The 2,826-nt window shown below is 69.7% G+C and carries 3 protein-coding genes; all 3 read right to left on the bottom strand.

The features are described 5' to 3' along the window. Positions 1 to 550 (bottom strand): glucokinase (locus tag G3N94_RS40735; protein ID WP_205799824.1); only part of this gene is annotated, 550 nt, incomplete at its 3' end. Positions 551 to 589: 39 nt separating this feature from the next. Further along, positions 590 to 1,522, bottom strand: a complete 933-nt coding sequence (locus G3N94_RS40730; protein ID WP_241022354.1) for an aldo/keto reductase — start codon at positions 1,520 to 1,522, stop codon at positions 590 to 592. Positions 1,523 to 1,527: 5 nt separating this feature from the next. Next, on the bottom strand, positions 1,528 to 2,826 hold a 1,299-nt coding region (locus tag G3N94_RS40725; RefSeq protein WP_205799822.1), incomplete at its 5' end, for a carbohydrate porin.

Raw genomic sequence — 2,826 nt, 5'->3', positions numbered from 1 at the left:
CGAACGACACGTGCCCGCCCTCGCCGGACATCGGCACCCACGCGTCGCCCGCGCGCACGAGCGCCGACACGCCGAGCCCGGTTCCGGCGCCGAGCACGCCGATCGCGCCCCCCGGTTGCCGATGGCCGCCGCCAACCTGCCGCCGCTGTTCCGCCGACAAATGCGGCACGGCCATCGCAAGCGCCGCGAAGTCGTTGACCACGTGCAGCGTGTCGAAGCCGAGCGCACGGCGCGTCGCGTCGATCGAGAAGCGCCAGTCGTGATTCGTCATGCTGACCAGATCGCCGTCCACCGGATTGGCGATCGCGATTGCCGCGTGCCGCACCCGCACGCCGCCGGCATCGCGCAGGAACGCGCGCACCGCGTCGGCAACGCCGGCATGATCGCCGCACCGATAGACGCGCACGTCGCCTATCTCGCCGCGCGCACGCTCCAGCGCGAAGCGCGCGTGCGTGCCGCCAATGTCCGCGAGCAGGCGGGGTTCGGCGTCGTGCACGACGGGCCATGCGGGCCGCGCGGCCGGATGATCGTTGAGAATCGCTTCGCTCATTGTTGCCCCCGGATTGTCATCGGCTTTCGATCATGTCGTTCAAGGAACCTCCGCGCCGCGCGCCGCCTGCAGCAGTTCGAACCAGTGCTCGCGCGCGAGCGGCAGCCGCGTCGCCGCCACCGCTTCGCGCAGCGCCGCGATCCGGCTCGACCCGACGATCGGCAGCGGCCGGCACGGCAGCGCGAGCAGCCACGCGAACAGCACCGTCGTCGCCGGCACGCCGAGCGCACCGCCGATCCGCTCGGCACAGGCACGCACCCGCGTCGCGGCCGGCGACGCTTCGGTCAGCAGGCGCCCGCCCGCGAGCGGCGACCACAGCATCGGCGGGCAACGCCAGCGCTGCGCCTGGTCGAACGTGCCGTCGTCGAGCGGCGCGAGATGCAGCAGCGAGCATTCGACCTGGTTCGTCGCGAGCGACATGCCGTGCCCGGCCATCCGGTCCTGCAGCAGCGCCGCCTGTGCCGGCGTAAAGTTCGAGATCCCGAATGTCCTCACCTTGCCGTCGCGCCGCAGCGCGGCGAACGTCGCGGCGACTTCGTCGGCATCCATCAGCGGATCGGGACGATGCAGCAGCAGCAGGTCGAGCCGGTCGGTGCGCAGCGCGCGCAGCGACTGCTCGACCGACGCGACGACATGCGCGGCCCCAGCGTCGTAATGCTTGAGCCGGTGCGCGGGCCGGCGCGTGGACACGAGCCGGATTCCGCATTTCGTCACGATCTGCATCGGCTCGCGCAGATGCGGCGCGTCGTCGAGCACCTCGCCGAACAGGCCCTCGGCCGTATAGTCGCCGTAGATGTCCGCGTGGTCGAAACTCGTCACGCCGAGCTCGAGCGCCGCGTCGATCAACGCACGGCGCTCGCGGCGCGACAGCCGCCAGTCGGCGAGCCGCCACATCCCGAACACGATCCGCGAGAACGGAATCGGCTCGGCCCCGATCGATATCGTCGTACAACGCGCATTCATCTCGTTCATGTCGGTCACCACCACCATTCAACTTGCGCGCCGACTGTCGAACCGCTGCGCGACGTCCCGAAGATGCCGGTCGTCGACAGCGGATCGCCGGGCGCCGCCGCATCCTGTGCGGCCTTGTTCCAGCGCGCATACGTGTAGAACACGCGAAACTCCGGCCGCGACCAGAACGAGCGATCCATCGCGAGCGTCAGCGCGACGCTCGCCTTCAGCAACGTGCGGGTCGGGCCGCCGGACGGCGTCACGCGGTCATGGCCGAGGTCGCCTTGCAGCTTCACGTGCTGCGTGAATGCGTACACGGGGCGCACGCCCATCGACACCCACGTCTGCGAGCCGCCCGACGGCGCGATGTCGCGCTGCCAGATGCCGACCACCTGTCCGCCGAAGTCGCGGGTCGCCTGCCAGTCGAACGCATCGAGCACGCGGATGCTCTTGTAGCGGTTGTCGTTCGTCAGCGTGCCCGTGTAGCCGAGGCCGGTGCCCGGACCGACGCCGTACTGGAACGCGAGCTTGTTCTTGCCGCCGAGCAGGTTGGTCTGCACGTGCTGGACCGTGAACGACCAGCCGCTGTGCGCGTCCTGCATCACGCCGTTCGCGTCCAGCACCGGCGCGCGGGCTGGGATGTACGACAGCCCGAACTGCAGTTCGCCGCCGGGGTTCGGATGCACGCCGGACAGTTGCAGGTCGTGACGCGTCGCGTAGTTCGGCTGGTCGATGTAGTCCTCGCGGAACAGCGCGTAGCTGAGCTTCAGGCCACCGCCGATCGGCACGTTCTCGATACCCGCGCCGAGGCCGCTCGGGTTCCAGTAGTAGAAGTCGTTGATATGGACGTCGTTGCGCCGGTAATAGATGCGCCCGAACCAGATCCGCGTGCCGTCGAGCCCCGGAATGTCGGTGAGCTGCACGTACGATTGCGGCAGGCGCACGCGGCCATGATTGCCGTCGAAGGTCGGCGTGCGGTCGAGATCGTTGACGAGGCTCGCCATCCCCACCGCCGACAGCTGCATGCCGTTCGCGAACTTGAACAGCGTCTGGTCGATCTCCAGCTCGCTGTAGATCTGGCATTCGTTGCCGAGCCGGTATTTGCTCTGCGCGCCCGGCAGCTGGAAGCAGGCCTGCGAATGGCTGTCGCTCGTCCCGACGCCGGCCCGCAGATAGCCGTGGAACTGCGTCCACGGCGTCAACTGGTTCCAGGCCGACGACGGCGTCGGCGTGGCCACGTTGGCGGGGCTCGTGTCGGCCGGCACGACCCCGGTTGCCTGCGCGAGGCCGCCCGGCGCACTGTCCGCGGCGAGGGTCGCGGTGGC

Source organism: Burkholderia sp. Ac-20353 (genome assembly GCF_017104785.1).
In the GTDB taxonomy this organism is placed as follows: domain Bacteria; phylum Pseudomonadota; class Gammaproteobacteria; order Burkholderiales; family Burkholderiaceae; genus Burkholderia.
This window is presented reverse-complemented; position numbering and strand designations above follow the sequence as displayed.

Excerpts from the sequence above, each read along its gene's own strand:
- G3N94_RS40730 (WP_241022354.1), bottom strand. The coding sequence starts at position 1,522 with ATGAACGAGATGAATGCGCGTTGTACGACGATATCGATCGGGGCCGAG.